This window comes from Streptomyces sp. NBC_01016, from assembly GCF_026341035.1.
Classification (GTDB): Bacteria; Actinomycetota; Actinomycetes; order Streptomycetales; family Streptomycetaceae; genus Streptomyces.
The window spans coordinates 2,895,665-2,917,710 of the sequence record NZ_JAPEOQ010000001.1; the positions used below are offsets into that span (position 1 = coordinate 2,895,665).

20 protein-coding genes are annotated in these 22,046 nt (G+C 69.4%); 11 read left to right on the forward strand and 9 right to left on the reverse strand.

Annotated elements, in window-relative coordinates:
* Nucleotides 1-84 precede the first annotated feature (84 nt).
* The 4 genes from OG746_RS13515 to eccB form a co-directional block, all read right to left on the reverse strand.
* Nucleotides 85-1,677: a WXG100 family type VII secretion target gene (locus OG746_RS13515; RefSeq protein WP_266714825.1), complete on the reverse strand. Its 1,593-nt coding sequence runs from the start codon at nucleotides 1,675-1,677 to the stop codon at nucleotides 85-87.
* Between the two features lie 14 nt (nucleotides 1,678-1,691).
* The gene (locus OG746_RS13520) at nucleotides 1,692-2,033 is read right to left on the reverse strand and encodes a DUF2563 family protein (RefSeq protein ID WP_266714826.1); all 342 of its coding nucleotides are present in this window, start codon (nucleotides 2,031-2,033) and stop codon (nucleotides 1,692-1,694) included.
* Between the two features lie 129 nt (nucleotides 2,034-2,162).
* Nucleotides 2,163-3,398, reverse strand: coding sequence for a type VII secretion-associated serine protease mycosin (mycP, locus tag OG746_RS13525; protein ID WP_266714827.1), 1,236 nt, complete (start codon nucleotides 3,396-3,398; stop codon nucleotides 2,163-2,165).
* 54 nt (nucleotides 3,399-3,452) lie between these two features.
* The gene (gene eccB, locus OG746_RS13530) at nucleotides 3,453-4,955 is read right to left on the reverse strand and encodes a type VII secretion protein EccB (protein WP_266714828.1); all 1,503 of its coding nucleotides are present in this window, start codon (nucleotides 4,953-4,955) and stop codon (nucleotides 3,453-3,455) included.
* A gap of 258 nt (nucleotides 4,956-5,213) precedes the next feature.
* On the opposite strand from eccB, the gene eccE reads away from it, so the two are divergent.
* From eccE to OG746_RS13545, 3 genes are all read left to right on the forward strand, one after another.
* Entirely contained in the window at nucleotides 5,214-6,608 is a 1,395-nt protein-coding gene (gene eccE, locus OG746_RS13535; RefSeq protein ID WP_266714829.1) for a type VII secretion protein EccE, read from the forward strand.
* The gene (locus OG746_RS13540; RefSeq protein WP_266714830.1) at nucleotides 6,608-8,290 is read left to right on the forward strand and encodes a hypothetical protein; all 1,683 of its coding nucleotides are present in this window, start codon (nucleotides 6,608-6,610) and stop codon (nucleotides 8,288-8,290) included. Before eccE ends, OG746_RS13540 begins: the two co-directional genes overlap by 1 nt.
* Before the next feature lie 1,094 nt (nucleotides 8,291-9,384).
* On the forward strand, nucleotides 9,385-11,352 hold the full coding sequence (locus tag OG746_RS13545) for a MinD/ParA family ATP-binding protein (RefSeq protein WP_524540407.1): 1,968 nt from the start codon (nucleotides 9,385-9,387) through the stop codon (nucleotides 11,350-11,352).
* A gap of 100 nt (nucleotides 11,353-11,452) precedes the next feature.
* On the opposite strand, the gene OG746_RS13550 is transcribed toward OG746_RS13545, so the two are convergent.
* The 3 genes from OG746_RS13550 to OG746_RS13560 form a co-directional block, all read right to left on the reverse strand.
* Complete coding sequence (locus OG746_RS13550) at nucleotides 11,453-12,196, reverse strand: sporulation protein (protein ID WP_266714832.1); 744 nt, start codon at nucleotides 12,194-12,196, stop codon at nucleotides 11,453-11,455.
* Nucleotides 12,197-12,437: 241 nt separating this feature from the next.
* The gene (locus OG746_RS13555) at nucleotides 12,438-13,043 is read right to left on the reverse strand and encodes a hypothetical protein (RefSeq protein WP_266714833.1); all 606 of its coding nucleotides are present in this window, start codon (nucleotides 13,041-13,043) and stop codon (nucleotides 12,438-12,440) included.
* A gap of 150 nt (nucleotides 13,044-13,193) precedes the next feature.
* Nucleotides 13,194-13,781: a hypothetical protein gene (locus tag OG746_RS13560; protein ID WP_266714834.1), complete on the reverse strand. Its 588-nt coding sequence runs from the start codon at nucleotides 13,779-13,781 to the stop codon at nucleotides 13,194-13,196.
* Between the two features lie 302 nt (nucleotides 13,782-14,083).
* Here OG746_RS13560 and OG746_RS13565 point away from each other — a divergent pair, with 302 nt between their 5' ends.
* The 4 genes from OG746_RS13565 (at nucleotide 14,084) to OG746_RS13580 (ending at nucleotide 16,826) form a co-directional block, all read left to right on the forward strand.
* A complete protein-coding gene (locus OG746_RS13565; RefSeq protein ID WP_266714835.1) occupies nucleotides 14,084-14,422 on the forward strand; it encodes a WXG100 family type VII secretion target in 339 nt (112 codons plus the stop codon).
* A gap of 94 nt (nucleotides 14,423-14,516) precedes the next feature.
* Complete coding sequence (locus OG746_RS13570; protein ID WP_266714836.1) at nucleotides 14,517-15,773, forward strand: WXG100-like domain-containing protein; 1,257 nt, start codon at nucleotides 14,517-14,519, stop codon at nucleotides 15,771-15,773.
* 55 nt (nucleotides 15,774-15,828) lie between these two features.
* On the forward strand, nucleotides 15,829-16,185 hold the full coding sequence (locus OG746_RS13575; RefSeq protein ID WP_266714837.1) for a hypothetical protein: 357 nt from the start codon (nucleotides 15,829-15,831) through the stop codon (nucleotides 16,183-16,185).
* A 5-nt stretch (nucleotides 16,186-16,190) separates the two neighbouring features.
* Nucleotides 16,191-16,826 carry a hypothetical protein gene (locus tag OG746_RS13580; RefSeq protein WP_266714838.1) on the forward strand — a complete coding sequence of 212 codons (636 nt, stop codon included), beginning with the start codon at nucleotides 16,191-16,193 and terminating at the stop codon, nucleotides 16,824-16,826.
* 66 nt (nucleotides 16,827-16,892) lie between these two features.
* Here OG746_RS13580 and OG746_RS13585 read toward each other — a convergent pair whose 3' ends face one another.
* Nucleotides 16,893-17,270: a hypothetical protein gene (locus OG746_RS13585; protein ID WP_266714839.1), complete on the reverse strand. Its 378-nt coding sequence runs from the start codon at nucleotides 17,268-17,270 to the stop codon at nucleotides 16,893-16,895.
* A gap of 486 nt (nucleotides 17,271-17,756) precedes the next feature.
* Between OG746_RS13585 and OG746_RS13590 the strand changes: the two genes are divergently transcribed.
* Nucleotides 17,757-18,110, forward strand: coding sequence for a hypothetical protein (locus OG746_RS13590; RefSeq protein WP_266714840.1), 354 nt, complete (start codon nucleotides 17,757-17,759; stop codon nucleotides 18,108-18,110).
* Between the two features lie 14 nt (nucleotides 18,111-18,124).
* Nucleotides 18,125-18,769, forward strand: a complete 645-nt coding sequence (locus OG746_RS13595; RefSeq protein ID WP_266714841.1) for a hypothetical protein — start codon at nucleotides 18,125-18,127, stop codon at nucleotides 18,767-18,769.
* 231 nt (nucleotides 18,770-19,000) lie between these two features.
* Here OG746_RS13595 and OG746_RS13600 read toward each other — a convergent pair whose 3' ends face one another.
* The gene (locus OG746_RS13600; protein ID WP_266714842.1) at nucleotides 19,001-19,546 is read right to left on the reverse strand and encodes a hypothetical protein; all 546 of its coding nucleotides are present in this window, start codon (nucleotides 19,544-19,546) and stop codon (nucleotides 19,001-19,003) included.
* Nucleotides 19,547-20,096: 550 nt separating this feature from the next.
* Here OG746_RS13600 and OG746_RS13605 point away from each other — a divergent pair.
* Both OG746_RS13605 and OG746_RS13610 read left to right on the forward strand, forming a co-directional pair.
* Nucleotides 20,097-20,450, forward strand: coding sequence for a WXG100 family type VII secretion target (locus OG746_RS13605; protein WP_266714843.1), 354 nt, complete (start codon nucleotides 20,097-20,099; stop codon nucleotides 20,448-20,450).
* A gap of 111 nt (nucleotides 20,451-20,561) precedes the next feature.
* On the forward strand, nucleotides 20,562-21,710 hold the full coding sequence (locus tag OG746_RS13610; protein WP_266714844.1) for a WXG100-like domain-containing protein: 1,149 nt from the start codon (nucleotides 20,562-20,564) through the stop codon (nucleotides 21,708-21,710).
* The last annotated feature ends 336 nt before the right edge of the window (nucleotides 21,711-22,046 follow it).

Genomic DNA, 22,046 nt, shown 5'->3' on the forward strand with positions numbered 1-22,046 from the left:
CTGACACCTTTCGTGGTGAATTCCATGCTGATGTGCGTGGGGCCCACGACCGGAATGGTCGTGGGCCCCACGAACGGTATCTGGTTACTCGATGACGGGCGGGTTGGCCTTGCGGTCCTTGGGCGTCCAGGTTTCCTTGTCCTCGGAGAGGTAGTCAGGAAGACGGCTGTTGTTGCCACCCTCGCCGCGCTGCTTTCCGGCGCCGCGTCCGCCGGCGGCTCCGGCGGGTCCGAAGCCACTGCGACCGTTCTGGCCCTTGCCGCCAGCGCCGGTACCGCCCGCGCCGGCGCCACGATTGCGAAGCCCCGAACCGCCAGGGGTGAATGCCCCGCCGGTCTTGCCCTTCGCTCCGCCGACGACGCCGCCCTTCGCACGTGCGGAGGCGCCCGTCCTGCCCGCGCCGCCCTTGCCTGCGGCTCCGCCTGCACCATGGGCGCCACCGCCCATGCCGCCCATGCCTCGGCCGGCGCCCGCGCCTCGGCCGGCCGCACCCGAACCGGCGCCTCGGCCAGCCGCTCCCGAACCTGTACGTCCGGCCGCGCCGCCACCGGCTCCACGGCCCAGAGCAGCCGCGCCGCCGGCCATGCCGCCGGCGAGGCCACCAGCCATTCCGCCGATGCCACCGCCCGCACCGGCTCCTGCGCCGCCGCCGATGCCGCCGCCTGCCCCGATGCCGCCACCTGCCCCAGGACCGGCACCCGGGCCGGTACCGATGCTGGGGGCGGCGCTGTCGAGACCTGTACCGATCTGGGAGGCGTCCGGAATGCCGCCACCCGAAGCGGTGGGCGACTTCAGGCCGCTACTGTCGAAGTGCGGGATTCCATTGCCCGATGGGCCGGTACCGATACCGGAACCACCGGGAATGCTCGGGTTGGGGCCGCCTGAGCCGGGAACGTTCACGTTGCCAGGACCGCCACCGGCGTCGGGAGTGTGTGGCTTGAAGACGTTGTTCTCGCCGCCCCCATTGTCAAACTGCGTCGACGTCGACGTGTAGGACGCCGCCAACCCCTCCAGCTTCGAAGCGGCCTGCAGCGACGCCTCCCGCTTGGCGCTCATGCTGCCACTCCACGTTTGGATGACCCTGGAGGTTTCCATCCCGGAGGCGATGTCCGCGTCGATGCTGCTCTGGGCTGCATCGGCCGCCTTCATCTTATTGAGGAAGGAAACCGCGGCGGTAGCGCCGTAGGTACTGGGGGCAGCCAGCACCGCGGCTACATCCGAGGAGTTCATGCTGCCGAAGTAGTCGCTGACGGAGTCCTTCGCCTCGTCCCACCAGCTGACGTCGAGGTCGTCAACCGCGGTCTTGACCTCGTCAAGTTTGTCCGCGGAGTCGAACATGCCGTCCGAGGTGAGCTTCGCGGAGTTGCCGCCCTTCGAGATCTCCTGGCTGATCTTTCCGGCCTCCTCCGCGAACTTCTCGGCGGAGCCCCCCTTCCAGCTCTCAAGGACCTTCTTCACGGCCTTGTTGAACTGCTCCAGGAGACCGCCGTCCCCGTCCGGGCCGACAAGCTCTTCGTGGACTTCCTTCCAGGCCTGCGAAACCTCCCTGAGGAGCCCAGGGTTGGTGTTGGCCACCATGGCCTTCAGGCTGTCGAGATCCTTCGTGTTGAACGGGGTGTCGAAGCCCCTGCCCGAAGCACCCTCACCCCGGCCGCCCGTCGGTGCGCTTCCCGCCATCTCTCTGTCCCCCTTCAGACGTTGCGGTTGGCGACGTTCGAGTTGCCGCCCGTTTCCTTGACCGAGTTGTCGGCTTCGGCGTCCTGGTACTGGCCGTGAGCCTTGCGCGTCTTCTGGCCGAACTTGTCGATCAGTTTCTCGATCTTGCCGATCATGTCGTCTTCGATGCGGGCCTTCATCGCGTCATGCGCGTTGGCCAGCTTCCGCGCCTCGTCGAAGTCCCCCAGCGCATCCTTCGGAACGTACGTCGAGTGCGCCGCCTTGCGCTTCGGCCCGCCCATGTCTTTCAGGACCTGGTTCAGTTCCTTGACTACCTGGTCAAGGGCATCGAGATCGACCTCGTACCCGTCAGCCATCGCAGGCCGCCTTCCCCGTTTTCTTCTGTAACTCTGAAGTTCTGTTGTGCCGCGTGTAGTTGGACGCGCAGTGATTACCTCAAGAATCGCCTGAGACGCGCCGAACTCACAAGTTCAACACAGGTTCCCTCACAGAACGTCCTCGCCCCGCCGCCGCAACCAGTCCCGCCGCGCCATCGCGCCCGCCGCGATCACCGCGAGGCCGATGCCGCCGCCGATCACCAGGTACGTGCCGTAGCGGGAGTTGCGCTCCGCCGGGGTTTCGCCCAGGGTCAGTTGCGCGGCGGTGATCTTCTCGCCGCCGCCGGCGTTCGTGCCCGCCGTGCCCTGTAGGCCCTCGTTGGTGATCTGCTCGGTCGGTGCGGTCTCGTCCTTGACGGCGGCCACGGGGTCGATGACGCCCCAGCCGATGTTGTTGTCGCGGTACGCGTGCGAGCGCGAAGCGGTGTCCTCGAGGTGCCAGATGATCTGCTCGGGCTTCCAGCTGGGGTGCTTCTGCTTGAGCAGGGCCGCCACCCCGGCCGCGTACGGGGCGGCGAACGACGTTCCCTGGTCGACGCATTGGCCGCCCTGGGGGACGGTCGAGACCATGTCGACGCCCGGGGCCGCGATGTCCACGTGCTTGTTCGGCGTGGAGAACGGGGCGCGTTCGTTGTTCCGGTCGGAGGCCGCGACGGACAGGATGTTGGGGTTCTTGAGGGCCGCCGGGTAGGTGTCGGAGGCCTTGCCGGATGCGCCGCTGTTGCCGGCCGAGGCGACGATGAGGACGCCCTTGTCCTCGGCGTTGTTCACCGCGGCCTGCAAGGGGCCGAGCTTGGACACGTTCGCCGTCGTGCCCTGCGAGATGTTGATGATCTTGGCGCCGCCCGAGACGGCAGCGTTGATGGCATCAATCATGGTCGCCAGGTTGCCGCCCTCCTCCGCCGTGCTCGTCTGAAGGGGCAGGATCTTGGCGTGGGGGGCCAGGCCGTGGAAGCCCGAGCCGGCGATCGGGGAGGCCGCGATGATGCCGGCCACCTTCGTGCCGTGGCCGACACCGTCGGTCGTCGCCTTGGAGCCCTTCGCGAACGACTTGCCGCCGAGGACCTTCCCTGCCAGCTGCTGGTTCTTCGTGTCGACGCCGGTGTCGATGACCGCGACGGTCTCGCCGTCCCCCTTGAGCGACTTGCCCTCCCACAGCTGCTCCGAGATGACGCGCTGCAGCGACCACGGCGTGCCCTTGATGACATTGCCGCCGAACTGGCAGTCCGTGGAAGCCAGTTGGGTGCCGTCGTCGGCGACCGCGGGGGTCGCGGTCAGACAGGCGAGTGCGGCCGTCGCCGCGAGCGCCGCCGCCGTGCGGCGCGCGACAGCAGTAGATGCCACGGTGGGTGCCACGGTCTCTGTTCCCCCTATGAGTTCTGCGTTACGAGTTCGGCGTCAGGAGTTCTGCGTCTGCTTGGCGGCCGTGGTCGTCAGGTCGGGCCCGGACGGCAGGAGCTTGGACCACTGGGCGGGCACCGATACCTTGCTCGTCTTCTCGTAGCCGAGGCGGATCTGCGCCTTGCCGACCTCTTCCTTGTCCGAGCCCGACCCGTTCTTGCCGGAGTCGTTGTTGACGGGAAGGTAGTAGCGCAGGCCCGTGTCGGTGACCAGGTAGTTGAACCCGGTGGCGGACTCGCCCTGTTCCTCCTGGTAGAGCAGGCCGCTGCCCGGGCTCACGTACGAGGACGCGCTCGACGCGACCGAAGTGATGGGCAGGGAGGAGCCGGCCCAGGCGGACAGGTTGCTGGCCTTGCCGCCGTTGTACACGGAGCAGGAGGTGTCGTTCGAGCCACCGTTGGCGAGCGAGACGGCCTGGGTGGGCCAGGTGTCGCCGCCCGTCAGGCTTCCCTTGCCCAGGGTCAATTCGCCCTGCGTGATCGTAGCGATCCGGGCGTTGCCGCTAAGCGTTTCCCTGAGTAGGGCCGTCTGGAAGTCGGTGACGGGAATGACCCGGTTCTGCTCGACCAGGTAGTGCTGGCCGCCGTTGGTTTGCAGGAGTGTGCCTGTGGTGCGGTACTTGGGCGGTACGCCGCTTGCGCTGGAGGAGTTGCCGGCGCCCGGCACGGACGGCGCCGAGATCGGCGCTGGGCTTTGGGTGAGCGTGCCGAGCCAATCGTCCGTGACGGTGCGCGGCTTGGCGTGGTCGCCGAAGAGCGTGCGGACGAGTTGGTCGAGGCTGAGGGCGGGGCTTCCCGCGAGCTTGTACGCGACGCCCTTGTTGCTCACCAGATACGGCGTCCTGGCCTCGTCCTGGACGTACAGGGCCTTGCCGGAGTCCAGCTTGCCGGAGCCCTTCGACGAGACCTTCTTCGCGTCGTCCTTGTCGAGTACGAAGACGGTCTGCTGCGTGGACGTGGACATCGCGTCGGCGCCGCCGATCGCCTGCTGGCACAGCGCCCACGCCTTGGCCGTGCCCGCGTCCTTGTCGTTCGGCATTCGGTCGGGGGCGTACGGAATTCCGACCATCGAACCCTGGGCGATATTCGATTCGTCGAGGAACTTCTCCTTGACGGTCTTCACGGAACCCTCACCGCTGTTTTTCGGGTTCAACAGAAGCTTCGCGGACGCGAGGTTGAGGACGGGATGCAGAACGGGCTTGTCCTTGCCGTTCTTATCCTTCTTGTCCGACTTGAGTACGACGTACCGCGTCGCCGACGGATCCGTGACGATGATCCCGGCCTCGGGAGTGTCCCAACCCTTCGGCGCCACCGGGCTGATCATGCCGCAGGCGCCGAAGCCCGCCAGCACGACCACGGCCATGACGATGCCCGGGACCGCGTGCTTGAGCGGCCGCGGGGCGCTGTCCACCGATCCATTGGGGAGTGGTTTGAGAAAAGCGGCAACGGTCCGCTTGCGTGCGAAATTGTAGGCATTCAGCTCATCACGACGTGATGCCATCGTTACGTTTTCTCCCCGTCCTCGCTGGACCGTGCTGGACTATTGCTGCGGGTCCACTTCTCGACCACCCCCGGCGCATGCGCCGCACGGGCCTCTACTATGCCGTGTGGTGATCGGGCCGTAGCGTACGGGTACGGTTTTTCCACGCGCCAGCCGACGTTGGGTCCCGATGGCCCCGGGGCGGTCCGATTCCGACCGATTCAACCCAGCCGGCCATCACGAATCATCACAGCAGCGAGCGAAGGAGCAGGGCGGGGGATGTCCAGCGCCAGCAGGACCCGACAGCGTGGCAATCAGGGGCGACCGGCCCCGAACGGGCGCCGCGGAGGGGGCCGTTCCGGCGGCCGCCCCACCGGCCGACCCGGCGGGCAGGGCGGACGCGGTAGCCGTACCGCGCAGGTCGCTCCGCCGCCGCAGCAGCAGGCCGCAGGTCCGGCGAGGCCCAAGCTGCCTCGCAAGATCGGCAGCTTCGGACCGATCAGCACGCACCACTTGGTCATCATCGAGATCGCGCTGGCGCTCGTCGTGGCGGCCGCCGCGATCAAGGCCGTGCTGATGCTGCCCGCCGCCGTCATCGGTGGGCTGCTCGTCTTCCTTCAGCTCGGCCGGCGCCGCCGCCACCCGCTTCCCGAGTGGATGGCGATCGGCCGCGCCCTCAAGCGCCGCCGCCGCGCCTTCAACGGGCCGCCGCCCGCCGACATCGACAGCGGCTTCGCGCCGCTCCTCGAGGCGGACCCCAGCCTGCGCACGTACGAGTACGAGGCCCGGGACCGGCGCCTCGTCGGCTTCGTCGGCGACGGCTCGTTCCTGACGGCACTCGTTCAGGTGGACTCCGCGCCCGGCCCGCTGCGCCCGCAGGGTGACGCGCGGCCACTGCCCGTCGAGCTGCTCGCCGAGACCCTCGACGTCGAGGACATTCACCTCGAATCGGTGCAGTTGGTGCAGTACACCCAGCCCGCGCCCGCCCCGCACCTGCCGCCGCAGGCCCTCGCCGCGCAGGCGTACGCCGCGCTTCAGGCGCAGGCCGGAACGCCCGCGGTGCGGATGACATGGGTGGCGCTCAAGCTCGACCCCGAGCTGTGCCCGGAAGCAGTGGAGGCCCGTGGCGGTGACCTGCGCGGCGCCCAGCGCGCCCTGCTGCGCGCCGCCGACCAGCTGATCAGCCGGCTCAACGGACAGGGCTTCGTCGCCGAGGTCCTCGACGAGAACGCCGTCCTCTCCGCGCTCTCCGTCGCGACCTGCGTCAACCCGCGCGCCAACCTCAACGCCCAGTCGCAGCAGGGCCGTTCGGGTCCGCGCACCGAGGAGAGCGTGCGCGCCTGGCGGTGCGACGACCGGTGGCACGCCTCGTACTGGATCGGCACGTGGCCGCAGCTCGGTCGCGGTGGCACGCCGCTCGGCGCGCTCGCGTCCGGCCTGTCCACGACCCGTACGCTCGCGACGACGTTCAGCGTCGCCCTCGCACGCGCGGGCCGCGAGGACGTCGCGGTCAGCGGGCACGTGCGCCTCTCGGCACGCAGCGAGAACGAACTCGGTCAGGCCAAGCGCGAACTCGAGCGCGCCGCCTCCGGCCTCAAGGCCGGCCTCGTCCGACTCGACCGGGAACAGCTCCCCGGCCTCCTCGCCACCCTTCCCCTCGGAGGCACGCGCTGATGAGCACCCCCGGCAACCAGGACCCCCGCCAGCAGATGACGCCCGAGCAGCACGCCGAGCACGAGCGCCGGGCCGCGGAAGCGGCCGAGCGGCGCAGGCAGTGGGAGGCGCAGCAGGCCGCCGCCCAGCAGCAGCCGACGCCGGAGGCCGGTGGGTACGGCTACCCGCAACAGCAGCAGCAACAACAGCAGGAACAGCAGCAGTTGACGCCCGAGCAGCACGCGGAGAACGAGCGCCGTGCCGCTGAGGCGGCTGAGCGGCGCAGGCAGTGGGAGGCGCAGCAGGCGGCCGCCCAGCAGCAGCCGACGCCGGAGGCCGGTGGGTACGGCTACCCGCAGCAGCAGCCGACGCCTGAGGCGGGCGGCTATGGCTATCCGCAGCAGCAGCAACAGCAGCCCACGCCCGAGGCCGGCGGCTACGGCTACCCGCAGCAACAGCAGCAGCCGACCCCGGACCAGAGCGGCTACGGCTACCCGCAGCCCACGCCCGAGCAGGCTGCGCAGCAGCAGGCGGCCCAGCAGCAAGCCGCCGCTGAACAGGCCGCGCAGCAGCAGGCCGCCGCCCAGCAGCAAGCCTCGCAGCAGCAGGCCGTCGCGGCCCAACACGCCGAAGAGCAGCGGCAGTTGCGCGTCCGCTACCAGGAGGAGCAGCGCCGCGCGGAGGAGGCCGAGGCGCGCCGCCGCGAGTGGGAGGACCAGCAGCGCCAGCAGCAGATGGCGCAGCAGCAACAGCTCGCGGCCCAGCAGCAGGCGGCCGCCCAGCAGCAGTACGCGCAGCAGCACCCGGACCTGCAGCCGCAGGACCCGTCCCAGGGTGTCGTCGGCGGCATCGCCCAGGTGCCGCAGCAGGCGGCCCCCGCGGCCACCGGCGCCACCATGACGTACGCGCCCGCGCCGGAGGTCGGCTCGGGCCGGCCCACGCACCGGGCGCTCCCCGACGACCCCGCGCACGAGGACGACTTCGCGGAGTTCGAGGAGGAGTTCACCAGTCCCGGTTACGGGCTGCGCGGCCCGCGCCGCCGTCGGCACGTCATGTCGAAGAAGTCGCTCGGCTCGCTCGGCGTGAGCGTCGGTGACGACGGTGTCGTCATCGGCGTCGACCCGCAGGGCAGCCCGGCCGTCCTCGACGTGCTGCGGCCGAGGCCCCGCGAGATCGTCGTCGTCGGCTCGATGTGGACCGCGCAGATCATCGCGCTGCGCACCGCGGCCATCGGCGCCCGGATCGCCGTCGAGTCCGTGCGGCCCGCCGCGTGGGCGCCGATGGCGCAGGCCGCGGGCGGCGGACTGCAGTGCGTCTCGGTGTACGAGCCGCGCCAGATGGCCGCGCAGGGCGCGTCGGTGGCGAGCCCCGTCCTCGTCGTACGGGACCTGGGCGCGCAGCCCGGACGTTCCCAGATCGCGCCGACGCCCTGGCAGTCGACGCTCACCGTCGTGCCGTTCCTCGGCCCGCGCGCGCCGCGACTGCTCGCCCGCGCCGACGTCATCGGACTGCAGAACCTCTCCCCGCAGGAGGCCGAGGCCATCGGCCGGGTGCTGCGCCTTCCCGAGCAGCTCACCCAGACGCTGCCGACGCTCAGCGACGCGACGATGCTGTGGATCGCGGGCGACAAGCGCCAGTTCGTGATGGTGCAGCCGACGGAACCGGAGACCGGACTGCTCGGCGGCCCGCGCCGGATGGACTGACACCCGGCGGCCCGCGCCGGATGGACCGACGCCCGGCGGAGACCCCGGCGTGCGATGTCCGGTGGAGTCCGGCGTGCGACGCCCGTAGGACTTAGGCGTGCGACGCCCGCCGGACTCAGGTGTGTAACGCCTGTCGGACTCAGGCGTGCGACGCCGGCGGGCTCCGGCGTGCGGCGGGTGGTCCCGAAGAGGCGTGGGGTGGCCCCGTGGAGAGCGGGTACGCGACGTGTACCGACGGGTACGTGACAAGTACCGCCTTTACGGAGGCCGCCCCGAACCGTTTACGCTGTCCGGACGAACGGCTGAGACGCAAGTGACGCGGGGCCGCCGCGACGGTCGGGGGCGACGACGAGCGACCCACACCAGGTCCCGCCGGAACCGGTCGTTCAGGTGCACAGCAGAGACCAGGAGGCACAGTGACCAGTGACCGGGACCAGCGGAACCCGGAACCCGGCGACGGTTCGATCGAGACGGAGCTGACGGGAGAGTTCCGGCTCGATTTCGACGCGCCGTCCTGGTACGCGCAGCCAAGCGAATCATCGGGTGCGACGCCGCCGTCCGGCACGCCCGCGCCCCCTTCGTCCGACACGGCAGGGGGGAGCGCGACTCCGCCGCCGCCCGCGCCGGGTCCCCCGTCCGAGGGGTCTGCGCCGCCGCCGGCCGCTCCTGGGTTCCCGACTTTCGGGGGTACGACGGGTACGGGTGCGGGGGAGGCTGCTCCGGCCGCGCCGCCGGTTGCTCCCGCCGCGCCGCCGGCTCCTCCTGCTGCCGAAGCCGATCCCGCCGCGTCGAGCCGCCGGTCCGGGACCGTCGACCCCACGGGCGACCTGTGGGGGGACGACGACGATGACGATGACGACGACACCGGTGACGGAGCGGACTCCGGGACGGCGACGTCCGAGACCGCGACGTCCGGGGGCGCGCCCGACGTGAACCAGGCGGCCGCGCCTGCCGGTTCGGCCGCGCCTGGCGCTCTGCCGGCTGCGGATGGTGCCGCTCCGGCGGCGCCCCCCGCTCCGACCGCGCCGCACGCGGCCCCTGGTGCACCCGCGCCGCAGCCGCCTGCCGACGGTGGTTACGGCTATCCGCAGCCCATGCCGCAGCAGCCGGTTCCCGGTCAGCCGGCCCCGGCCGCGCCGCAGCCGCCCACTGCCGCGGGCTACGGCTACCCGCAGCCCGCGCCCGGTCAGCCGGCGCCGCAGCCGCCCGCCCCTGGTTATGGCTATCCGCAGCCGCCGGCGCCGGGTTACGGCTACCCGCCGCAGCAGCAGCCGGGCCAGCCGCAGCCGCAGCCTCCGGCCCAGCCCCAGCCCCAGCCCCAGCCCCAGCCCCAGCCCCAGTCCCAGGCGCAGCCCGCTCCCGGTCAGCCCGGCCAGCCGGGTCAGCCGATGCCTCCGCAGCAGCCGGGTCCGTACGGCCAGCCCGCTCCTCAACAGCCGGGCCCGTACGGCCAGCCCGCCGCTCCGCAGCAGCCGGGTCCCTATGGTCAGCCCGCGCCGCAGCAGCCCACTGCCGATGGTTACGGCTATCCGCAGTCCGCGCCGCAGCAGCCCGCTCCTGGTCAGCCGGCTCCGCAGCCGCCCGCCCCTGGTTATGGCTATCCGCAGCCGCCGGCGCCGGGTTACGGCTACCCGCCGCAGCAGCCGGGCCAGCAGCAGCCGCAGCCCCCGGCCCAGCCGCAGCCCGCTCCCGGTCAGGAGCCGGGCCAGGCGCCGCCCGCGCCGCAGGGCCCGTACGGCCAGCCGCCCCAGCAAGGCCAGCCCGCTCCCGGTCAGCCGGCCCCGGGTCAGCAGGCCGCTCCCGGGGCCCCCGCCCCGAACGCGTACCCGCAGCCGGCCGTCGACCCGCGCGCGGGCTGGGACCCGGGTGCGGGCCAGCAGCGCTCGGCGCCCGGCGCTCCGCTCGGCTACAACGCGCAGGTCGAGCTCAGCTCGGACCGTCTCCTGCGCAACCAGCCGAAGCGCAAGAACAACAACAAGGGCCCCAGCAAGTTCAAGTTGGGCGCCAAGGCGGCAGAGGCCGAGCGGCAGCGCAAGCTCCAGATGATGCGTACGCCGGTCATGTCCTGCTACCGGATCGCGGTGATCAGCCTCAAGGGCGGCGTCGGCAAGACGACCACGACGATGTCGATCGGCGCGACCCTCGCCTCGGAACGTCAGGACAAGATCCTGGCGATCGACGCCAACCCGGACGCCGGCACCCTCGGGCGCCGCGTACGCCGCGAGACCGGCGCGACCATCCGCGACCTGGTGCAGAACATCCCGCACCTGCACTCGTACATGGACATCCGCCGGTTCACCTCGCAGGCCCCCTCCGGCCTGGAGATCATCGCCAACGACGTGGACCCGGCCGTCTCGACGTCCTTCAACGACGCCGACTACCGCTCCGCGCTCGACGTCCTGGGCAAGCAGTACCCGATCATCCTCACCGACTCGGGTACCGGTCTCCTCTACTCCGCGATGCGTGGAGTCCTGGACCTGGCCGACCAGTTGGTCATCATCTCGACCCCGTCGGTGGACGGCGCGTCCAGCGCGAGCACGACCCTCGACTGGCTGTCGGCGCACGGGTACGCGGACCTCGTCCAGCGTTCCCTCACCGTCATCTCCGGTGTCCGCGAGACCGGCAAAATGATCAAGGTGGACGACATCGTCAGCCACTTCGAGACGCGCTGCCGCGGCGTGGTCGTCGTCCCGTTCGACGAGCACCTGGCGGCGGGCGCCGAGGTCGACCTCGACATGATGCGCCCGAAGACGCGGGAGGCGTACTTCGAGATCGCGGCGCTGATCGCCGAGGACTTCGCGCAGCGCGCCGAGTCCCAGATGCAGGCGGGCGGGATGTACGGCGGCCAGCAGCCGGGCATGCCCCCGGCCGGCTTCCCGCCGCAGCAGCAGGGCTACGGGCAGCAGCCCCCGGCGGCCCCGCACCCGGGCCAGCAGGGTTACGGCTACCCGCAGCAGCAACAGCCGCCCCAGGCCCCCCAGCAGCCGCAGCAACAGCCGCCGCAGCAGCCGGGTGGCGGCGGCCTGCCGTCCGGCTGGACGACGCAGCAGCCGCCGCAGTAGGCGACAGCAGTACAAGTACGAGAGAGGGGCCCCCGTCCGACGCGGACGGGGGCCCTCCCTCGTACGGGTTACGAGTTCACGGATTCACGGGTTTACGGGTTCACCGCTGGAAGGTGGCCCGCAGATGCTGATCGAGCCAGGCGGTCCATGCAGGCAGATCGATGTTGCTGTACGAGAAGGGGTACGGCCCGTGCGGGCCGGTGATGAGGTCGAGCGAGTCGTGGCGCGCCACGAACACCGTCTCCAACTGCCCGCCCGGCCGCCGGTAGTCCGACGGGAACCACATCTCGATCTCCTGCCAGTAATCGGTCTGCGAGTTCCGGCCGCCGCTCGGGGTCCCCTTCTTCACCTCCGCCTCGTCGAAGCGGAAACCGAGGTTGGCGTACGCCTGCAGCAGCGTGTCCTGCGCCGGCAGCGCGTGCACCTGGATCTCGTCGAAGTCACCGCGGTCCACGGCGTTGTCGACGGTCAGCTCGGTACGCACCGCGACCCGCGCCCCCTTGAGCGGCCGCCCACCGAGGACGTGCGTCAACGGGGTCTCCCATGGCACCTCGAACGAGACCTGGCCGTCCTTCGTCTCCCCGGCCTTGAGCTCGAACTTCTCGCCGAGCACAAGGGACTTGACGACACCCGGGTTGCTCCACAGGGTCTCGGTCTCCTCCCGGTCCTCGAACCGGGTGACGATCTCGATCCGGACCCGCTCCACCTCGATGTCCACGGAGCCGCCCTTCAGCTGCACATTGCAGTGCAACTGATCCCCGGGCCGTACGGCGCTCGCACTGAGCGTGGTCTCGACCTCGGGCGCACCGACACCGAGCGAACTGAGGAACTTCCGAAAAGCCACGAATACCCACTCCCCGGGCCGCCGGCTCCGCCACCTGGACCGTCCAGGCACCCACCCCGGGCCCGCCGGGGAACCCTAACGTCGCACTGCGATGCGGCGCTGCCGTACGGATGTTCAGAGCAGAAGGTCCGTCGCCAAGGAGGCCACGACCCAGGCCACCAGGGCAGGGTTCGGCGTATCCGGCTACACCTTCGGGATGAAGGCGGGTGGAAAGGTCTTCGAGGCCCCACCGGAGAAAGGTCTACCAGAGCACGATCCGGAAAATGATCGCGCCCAGCAGCCCAACCCCACCGATCACCCACAGCCATTCCTCTGTGGCCTTAACGAGCGGCGGCTCCATCCGGGTCGCTTCGTTGTGGCTCGGCCCGATTCCCTTCTTGGGGAAAGAGCCGGCGACGGCGCACGTGATGCTGTAGCCGAGCAGGATGAGGCAGAAGAACGCGACGCACAGGTTGTTGGCGACGGATACGAGGTTCGTGACGGAGAGCTCGCCGCTGCTGGATCGGTTGGCGGCCAGGCTCGGCTGGTTGTCGTAGATGACGCCATAGGCACCGTCGTCACCGCCGTGGAGCGTGATCTCGGTTTCCTTGTCCGTGATCTTCCCGTCGGCCGAGCGATAGCTGCCGGTGCAGGTGGCGCTCTTCAAGGACTGCCCTCCGTGGCCGCCGCCGCTGCGGGAGGCGTGCGACGTGTACTCGGCGACGCACTTGGTGACGGTGAACTTGCCGGGTGTGCCGAAGAGGCCGGTCGCCGTGGTGGCGTGGGAGAACGTGAGGAAGATGGCGATGATCGACGCAACTCCGAGCACGATTCCGAACGCGCGCCCGATGGGGGATGGAGGAATCACGGACGACACGGTGTTGCCCGCGTTCGCGGCAGTCCGTGCGGACGGCTGCGGTGGCTGTGGCATCGGTGCTGACGACTTCAAGGGGACCCCCAGGGGAGAGGACGGAGACGGAGGGGCAGCATCCGCCGGCTCCGGACGGTTCGTTCGGAGTCAGGCGTTGAGCATGATGATCAGTGACGCCAGCACGCCCACGACGCCGACCGCTACGAGGCTCGTCACGACGCCGCGCGTGCCGGTTCCGAGGTCCTGTCGCCAGGAGGCGGAGAGGGCTGGGGACTTGCCGCGGGGGCGGGGCCAGTTGGCGAAGTGCGCGAAGGCCCCGAGCCCGAGGAGCGCCACTCCGAGGGAGACCAATGCGGCGGAGCGGGCCGTCGCCGATGAGTTGGCGGGGTGGTACTCGTCCAGGAACTTCGCGAGGAACCCCCCGCCGTCCAGTCGTCCGACCGTCAGTTTCGTCCCCTTGCCACCGGAGTCGAGGAGACGGCTGAGGTAGGCATCGCCGTCACCGGCGGGCGCCGTGTCACGGGTCAACTTGATGGTGGTGGACGTGCCCTTGTCGGACCCGCCGTCGGACCGGAACGTCCCCCGGCAGAACACCTCGAGATCCTTGTTGACGCTCGTCGTGTGGCCGTGAGCGGGTGCGATCTGCTCGCGGGCGCACGACGTGGCGGTGAACTTCCCGCGTGTTCCCACATGACCGCTGTCGTAGCCCACCAGGAACAGGCAGAACGCGATCATGATCAGCGCGATCCCTATCAGAGCGACACCGACGATATTTCGTTCGTCCTCTGATGTTGTCGTACGTGACTTGGTGGGGGAACTCACAAGAAGCTGGCCTTCGTAGGGGCTGATTCGGGTGGTCGGGGGACCGGCGCGTTGACCGCCCGCGGGCAGCTGAACGCTAGCGGACCGCGGTGAGCGGGGTGCGGGCGTCGTGTGAAGGTGGTGCTTCCCCTGCGCTGCCTGTGATGGCGGTCGACTAATGTACCGGCTTGGGTTCCGGAAGTGGACCCTACGGTCAAGGAGAGCAGGGGGAAGGCATGGCGGGCTCAGGCTTCGATGTCGACGCGGATGTATTGAAGGCACAGGCCCGGTCCTTTGATCGGCTGGCTTCGGATTTCGCCTCGAAGTCGAAGGACTTCAAGGACAAGGTCGACCGCCTGGAGAAGGCGTGGGGCGACGATGACGTCGAGCTCGCGAGCCCCATCATCGATGTGTACAAACCGGTGAGCGCCGGTATCCGCGACTCGCTCGAACACCTCGGTGAGGCTCTCAAGGACATCGGTAAGAATCTCGACTCCGTGGCCGAGGGCTACGACCAGACGGAGCAGGAGCACCATCGCGCGCTGATGCAGGCGGCTCAGCAGAGTCGCGGCTGAGCAGGCAGCGAGCGCCCGTCCCGCAGGCCGGGCGCGTGTGATCCATCCGCATTCTTTGTCGCAGCGCGACGCCGTGTCTTGAGGGGAAAGTACCGTGTCCATCGTTTTGCCTGGTGAGCTCGACTGGGTTCTCGACCTGCTGGGTTTTGAGTGGCCGAACCTCGACGAGGACCTGATCATGCAGGCCGCGCAGGAATGGCTCGATTTCGGGCAGGCCGCGCGCGACTACCAGGAAGAGGGCAATCGGGCCGCGGAGTACGTGCGGCAGGCGCACGGGGGTGAGGCCGCGGATGCCTTCCTCGAGCACTGGAGCAAGTTCTCCGAGAATGGCCTCGGTGTCGGTGGCGTCGGTATCGGCTACCTGGACGGTCTCGCCGGCGCGGGCGATGTGCTGGGGGTGATGCTCGATGTCGCGGCGGCAGCGGTGATCGCCCTGAAGATCTACGTCATCGTCCAGCTCATCGACCTGGCCATCGAGTTCGCCATCGCCCAGGCGTCCGCACCTGTCACCCTCGGCGCCTCTGAGGCTGCGCTTGCCGGGCGGGTCGCCATGATCAGGTTCATGGTCAAGCGGGCCCTGACGGAGGCGGCCCAGAAGATCGAGCAGGAAGTCCTGAAGGCGGTCAAGGAGAAGGCCGTCATCAAGACCAAGGAAATGGCCGTCGACCTGGCGAAGGACCTGGGTAAGGACATCGCCAAGTCGGTGGTCAGCGAGCTGGGGACCCAGGGCATCAAGCACCAGTTCGGTGCGGGTGCCGGTTGGGGCGAGAGCCTGACGTCGCTCGGGGTCTCCGCGGCCAATCCGGTCCTCGGCAAGGTCGCCGGCGAGTTCGAGCAGGACGACGACGGTAAGGGTTACCACCTTGAGACGAAGGCGGGCGGGAAGGTTGTCGAGGGCGCTATCGATGTGGCGCACGGCGACTTCGACGGCGCGCGGAAGATGACTCAAGGAGCCGGTGAGCTCTTCGACAACGTCACGGACAAGAAGGGCGACGAGTCCGGCACGGGTGAGGGTTCGGGGTCCGGAGAGGGTTCCGGGTCTGGTTCGGGTGAGGGTTCGGGGTCCGGTGAGGGATCTGGGTCTGGTTCGGGCGACGAGTCCGGCACGGGTGAGGGCTCGGGGTCCGGTGAAGGTTCGGGATCTGGTGAGGGTGCGTCGCAAGAGTCCGGCTCGTCGGAAGAGTCCGGATCGGGTTCGGACCAGGAAGCCGGGTCCGGTTCGGACCAGGAGTCGGGATCCGGTTCCGGCGAGGAAACAGCCCAGCCGGAAGAGCCCCGTCAGGGCTCTGCGAACGAACCCGACTACGAGAAGCTCGATGAAGGCGATCGCGTCCGCACCGTGTTCGGCTGACCAACCGTCGAACGGCGTCCCACCGCCACCACCCCCCCCGGAGGAGGGTCTTACTGTGAGTACCGGTAACCGAGACAGCTTCGACGCGCTCGGTGAGCGCGACTATCCGATCGAGGACAAGAACCTCACCGAGGAGCAGAACGAGCACCTGACCGCGTCGCTGCGCAAGGTGCGTGACATGAAGGACGCGCCGCCCGCGCTGCAGGACCTCGCGCGTCAACTCCTCGGTGGGCGTATGGAGTTGAAGGATGTACTGGACTCGTCGTCCGGGCACCGTGCCCTGGGCGAGGGGCTGGCCGGCATGCGTGAGCAGTGGCGGAACATGTCGCCGCAGGAGCGGCAGCAGGTCCGGGACTACGACCCGGACGAGGACCCGAAGAACGCGCCCGGGCGCGACGGCAGGATCCGGTAATAACTGTGACTACCAACAGCGAGGCCTGGCAGCGCCATCGGGCCCGACGGTCGTTCGCGTACCGGCGTGGGACGGGCTGGATCGTCGGCGCCGTGCTCGTCGTGTTCGCCGTCAAGATCCTGGTCTCCGCGGGCAGTTGGGTCGGCTGGCAGGTCACTCCTCAGGGCGGTGACGGCGCGCCCGGCGTGTTCAAGTTCTCCGCGTGTGCGCCCGCTGGGGACGACTACCGGTGCACGGGCGCCTTCCGGGAGGACGGCGGGGCTCAACGGATCTTCGACGACGCCGTCCTCGTGACCCACTTCGAGCAGTTCAAGGGCGGCCTTGCGCCCGTGTACAGGATGCCGGACGGCGGCTACTCGTACGACAATCCGGGCGAGGTCACCACGGGGATGCTCGGTGGGGCGGCCATGGTGTTCGGCGCGGCCGCATTGATGGTCGGCATCGGCATCTTCTTCCTGGCGACCGGATATACGCCGCGTCCGCCGCGGCTGGCCGGCTGGTCCCGGTGGGGGCGCGTCTCCTTCGGAGAGGCGTGGCAGGTCGTGCGCTCCCGCGCGCCGCTCCTCTGGTCGATTGTCGGTTTCTGTGTCCTGGGGCTGGTGCTGCTGGTGACGGGCCCGCTGGTGGTGTCCCTCGCGTAACGCGCGGGCGCAGCAACGCCGTGGGCCCCGAGTCGTAATCGACTCGGGGCCCACGTGTGTGCCAGGTCAGATGAAGATCTTCGTCAGGATGATGCCGACGACGGCGGCGGAGGCCACCGTGATCACCGTGCCGCGCGTGCCGGGGCCGATGCTCCGACTCCAGGCGACCTTGAGCGGGGCGCTTCCACCGCCGCCTCGCGGCCAGTCCGCCCGAAGACAGAAGATCCCGGCCGCAAGGAAGAAGAGGCCGCCCAGCGCCATGAACGCGGACTGCTCCGTCTTCTCCGGATTCGACGTGTTGAACTCGCCGAGAAAGTTTCCGAGGGCCGAGTCGGGATTCAGGCGGGCAGTGTGCAGCTCCGTGCCCTTGCCTCCGGTCTTCATCAGAGCGCGGAGATAGGTGTCGCCGTCTGAGACCGGGGTGTCCCCGGGCTGCAGCGTCATACGGACGGATGTGGCACCCGAGGTACTTCCGTCGGGGCGGAACGCGCCGTTGCACGTCACCTGCAATTCGTGCGTGGAGCCGTTCTTTCGGGAACTGCCGCCGGGTGTCCTGCTGAAGCTCTGCTCGCACGAACTCGCCGTGAATGTCCCGCCAGTTCCGACGTGCCCGCTGGAATAGGCGGCCTGGAACGAGAACCAGGCCGTCAACATGACGAACGCCGCAATGAAGACGAATCCGAGAGCGCCGCGATCCCGAAAGCGGGTCTTCGCCTGCGGCTTCAGGGACTGACTCACGAAAAATACCGACCTTCGGTGTGTGGGGAGTGTGGGGGGAGGAGCCTACGATCGCGGGCCCGAACGCCCGGTCCGTTAGGGTACGGGACGCGATGCACCGGGCCTGAGCTCGCGCCCGAGCCGGGAATCGGAGGCCAATGACGAAGGCGCTTCGCCACGTACACATGACACACAGCTAGGGGGCACCACGCCATGAGTAGTGGTGGAAACGGATACGGCCCGCAGGGCGAGCGCGAGTACCCGATCGAGGACAAGAACCTCACCGAGGAGCAGAACGAGCACCTGACCGCGTCGCTGCGCAAGGTCCGTGACATGAAGGACGCGCCGCCCGCGCTTCAGGACCTCGCGCGTCAACTCCTCGGTGGACGTATGGAGTTGAAGGACGTACTGGACTCGTCGTCCGGGCACCGTGCCCTGGGTGACGGGCTGGCCGGCATGCGCGAGCAGTGGCGGAACATGTCGCCGCAGGAGCGGCAGCAGGTCCGGGACTACGACCCGGACGAGGACCCGAAGAACGCGCCCGGGCGCGACGGCAGGATTCGTTGAGGGCGGGATCCGACGTGACATCAACGGGGGCCGCCGACCAGTACGTGGCTCGGCGCGATTACATCTTCCGGCGCATGTTCGGCTGGATGGTCGGCCTCGCCATCGTGGTCATCGGGGGTGCTACGGCCTGGGCGGGCGTCGGGTACCTCGACGGCCACGTGACGGTCTCGGCGCGGCCGGGATCCGTCGTGGTGCAGTCGTGCAAGCCCGCCGACCCGGGCTACACCTGCACCGGCACCTTCGAGGACGACGCGACGGGCGAGAAGACGCAGGGCGCCACCTTGGCGACGGACCGCGACGCCATCCCGAACGCCGCACTCCCCGCGCTCAAGACGGACGACGGCTACACGGCCACGGACGACGGCGAACTCACCACGGGCAAGCTGTCGAGGGCGCTCTTCTGGCTCGGCCTCACGGACCTGCTGTGGCTCGTCGGTGCGTTCTTCCTGCTGACCGGCTACCAGCCGCGGCCGCCCCTCCACTACGGCCCCTTCATCGGCGTCTGGCGTGAACGGGAACGCCGCTTCGGACGGGTCACGTTGGAGGAGGGCTGGCATGTGGTGCGGCATGAGCGCGGTCCGGCGCTGCCGATCCTCGTCGTCGTAACGGTGTTGTGCCCGGTGCTGTTCGTCGGGAGCTGGCTGGCGGGCGGCGCGTGACGTGAGCTCTTCTTCGGGCTCGCCGGGGCCGGTGTCCTCGACGGGCATGTGACCGTCTCGGCACACCCCGACACGTTCCGGGTTCCGCGTCCAGTCGTGCGAACGCGCCGTCGACCACTACATGGTCGTGTCGCCCCTGTATGGCTGAGGCCGCGGGACCCGTCAACAATGTGCCGCGGGCCCGTACCCGACATCGTGTGGGTACTGGCCCGCGGGTATGACGAGCATCGGTTACAGCACAAGCCCCAAGAGCAACGACACCACCACGCCCAGCGCCCCGACCGCGGCCAGGCCGAAGAGGATCGGCCGGGTCGGGCCGCCCGCCGTGGACCGCCACGCGGTGCCGTACGACACCCTGCTGCGCCTGCCGGTGTGGCCGGTCACCGTCATGAAGGCGCCCAGCGCGGTCCCGATCAGCCAGGCGAAGGCGAACGCGAACATCAGCCCGCCGTTCCAGGCGCTGGCCTCGACGTACGAGAACTGACGGCTCTCCACCGTCGAGGTGGAGTCCGTCTGCGTCACCGAGATCTTCGTGCCTGCGGAGTGGGAGGACGACGGCTCGAGGTAGGCGTTGGGATCGCTGCCCTTGCCGCCGTCCGCGCTGAACGACCCGTAACACTTCACCTCTTCACGGGTGCGGTGCTTGCCGTGCGAGCGGTAACTGACGGTCTGCGTCGAGCACTGGGAGACCGTGAACTCGCCGTGCGTTCCACGCAACCCGGCGGCGTACATGGCCTGCCAGGCGAAGAGGCCGCCGGCGATGAGCGTGACGACCATGACGCAGACGCCGGTGAGGCGTGCCCTGAACGGGACCTGGTGCTTCGGGGGTATGGGCGCGGACGCGGGTGCCTGCGGCGGCGGGTAGGCGCGTGGAGGTTGCTGCTGATACGGACCTGGGGGAGGTCCCTGCTGCGGGTACGGCCCGGTAGCGGGCTGCTGCTGATACGGGTACCCACCTTGGGCCGGTGGCGGAGGCGGATACGCCCCGGGGGCCGGCGGCGGGGGCGGGTGCCCACCCGGGTTGGGTTGCTGCTGGTAGTGGGACATCGTTCGGGTGATTCCCCCTGTGCCGGACGGAACGCGGTACGGCTCTCCCCGCGCCTTGCGATTGCGGTTGTGGACGGTCGCGGAACGCTACCGCGGGTACATGGCAATCGTGCGAGGAGGCGGTGAAGACCGGCGCTTCGGGGCGAGTCCTGTGTGTCGGGATCACTAGGGTCGCGTTGTCGGACATCCGTGTCCGCGGGTCCGGGCTGCCGCGCGCACATCAACTGCGCGCCGCCGGGCTCTACTTGGGCGACACGCACGCACATTCATGGGGGAGCACATGGCAGGTTTCGGCTCAGGCAGCTTCGACGTCGACCCGGCGGTGCTCAAGGAACAGGGGACCTCCTTCGGCGAGTTGGGGAAGTCCTTCAAGACCGCCGCCAAGGAGCTGAAGTCCGCACTCGAGAGCGCCGAGGGCGACTGGGGCGAGGACATCATCGGGACCTTCAACGACATCTACGAGCCGGTGCGCGAAGGCATGATGACGTCGATGGAGCACCTCGCCGACGAGCTCGACAAGATCGGCGGCAACTTGAAGGTCATGGGCACCCAGTACGAGGTGACCGAGGACGACCAGGCCCAGATCATGATCGGGCAGCAGTCGAACCGTCCCGGCCTCGGCATGCAGTTCTGACCGCAGAGCGCATCCAGGTGCCGTATTCACGCGCCGCATCGACGAACCACCGACATACGAACCATCAACACACGAACCACCATCACACGCATCACGGGGGAGTGACACGGCATGGCATTGACCCTGCCCGACGAGGTCGCATGGGTCCTCGACCTGCTCGGCTACAGCTGGCCGGACGCCGACGAGGACAAGATCCACGAAGCGGCCGAGGCGTGGCGACAGTTCGCCACAGCGGTGCGGGACACCCAGAGCGGCGGCACCAACTCCGCGAGCGCCGTACTGAACGCCAACTCCGGTGACGCGTCCGAGGGTTTCGAGGAGGCGTGGAAGAAGTTCTCGAGCGGCGGGGGCGGTTACCTCGAGGACGCCGCGATGGCCGCCGAGATCCTCGCCTTCGCGCTCGACGCGGTCGCCGTCATCGTCGTCGCCAGCAAGATCGCGGTCATCGCGCAGCTGATCGCGCTGGCCTTCGAGATCGCGGCGGCGCAGGCGGCGGCACCGGTGACGTTCGGGCTTTCGGAGATCGGCGCGGCCGGGGCGACCCAGGCGACCCGGCTCATCGTGCGCCGCATCCTCGACGAGCTGAAGCAGAAGCTCATCCAGCAGGTGACCCAGGCCGTCGAGCAGCAAGCGGTGCAGTCGGTCAAGGAGATCGTCCTCGACGTGGTGAAGGAAGCGGCCGTCGAGGCGGGCAAGGCTGCCGGGCAGAACCTCCTCCAGCAGGGCGTGCAGAACCACTTCGGTGCGCAGGACGGAATGAAGTGGGGCGAGGCGGCCGTGGTCGGCGCGGGCACGTTCGCCTCGGAGACCGTCAACGGTGCCGCGGGCGCCATCGGCGAGGCCTCCGGGCGGCTCGGCCCGGCCGGGCGGGTGCTCGGAGGAGCCGCGAGTGAGGGGCTCGGCGCGGTCGGTGAGGGCATCGGCGAAGGTGTCCACGCGACGGGCGAGGGCGTGGGCCAGGGTGCTGGGGCCGCGGCCCAGGGCATCGTGGACAGCACCGCCGAGAGCCTGCCGAAGGCGGGCGACGCCGTTACGGAGGCGTTGGACCCGAGCTCGATGATCTCGTCGCCGGGCGAGAGCGCCCAGGGTGCGGTGGACGGAGCGGTCGAGGGTGCGACCGGGGCGCTCGGGGACGCGGCTCAGAGCGGGGTCGGGCGCCTCAGAGGGGAGCAGCCGGCAGCGGCGGCGGACGAACCGGGTGGCGGCTCTGGTCGGACTCGGACCGCGGAGGACGCTCGCGCCAGATCAGTCTTCGGCTGAAGCCGTCGACGTATCCATGTATGCGACGTATGCGATGTATCCGACGCGTACGCGTATCCGGCGCATCCGCGTATCCGCCGTATCCGCATACCCGACGCATTCACGTACCCGGCGTATCCGATGTAACCGACGTAACTGATGTAACGGACGCATGGGGCCTGTGTGAGCCCTGTGATCTCGTATCGATCCGTGACATTGTGTGGATCCTGTCACGGCACGGCCGGTCACCTGGGAACCGCCTTGGGTGACCGTGTCAGTTGTGGCTAAAGTACTGTCGCGGCACTATCGAGAAGTGCCACCCTCGCCCCAGTTCCCTCCGGGGGACCGAGCGGCGCG